The following is a 376-nucleotide window of genomic DNA, read 5'->3' as shown; positions in this document are numbered from 1 at the left end:
CTCCGATACTATGGCCGAGTTCGGCGGCAGCTGGTGGTTCCTGATCTCGTTTGCGGCGGTGCTGTTGCTGTGGATCAGCATCAACCTGATCGCCGGCACCACCAGCGCCTTCGACCCCTACCCGTTCATCCTGCTCAACCTGCTGCTCTCCTGCATCGCCGCCATCCAGGCGCCGGTGATCATGATGAGCCAGAAGCGCCAGGAAGCCAAAGACCGGCTGCGCTCCTTCAACGACTACCGGGTGAACCTCAAGGCGGAGCTCGAAGTGCGGCACCTACACGAAAAGCTCGACTACCTGATCTCGCGCCAATGGCAGCGGCTGCCCGAAATGCAGCAGATGCAGCTGGACGCCATGCACGAGCTGACCAGCGCCAAG

1 protein-coding gene is annotated in these 376 nt (G+C 62.0%); it reads left to right on the top strand.

What is annotated here, in order from left to right:
• On the top strand, positions 1 to 376 hold a 376-nt coding region (locus tag EN859_RS35815), incomplete at both ends, for a DUF1003 domain-containing protein (protein WP_135913641.1).

This window comes from Mesorhizobium sp. M00.F.Ca.ET.216.01.1.1 (genome assembly GCF_004010325.2).
Taxonomy (GTDB): Bacteria; Pseudomonadota; Alphaproteobacteria; order Rhizobiales; family Rhizobiaceae; genus Mesorhizobium.
The sequence above is the reverse complement of the archived record's forward strand: the minus strand, read 5'-3'. Positions and strand labels throughout refer to the sequence as shown.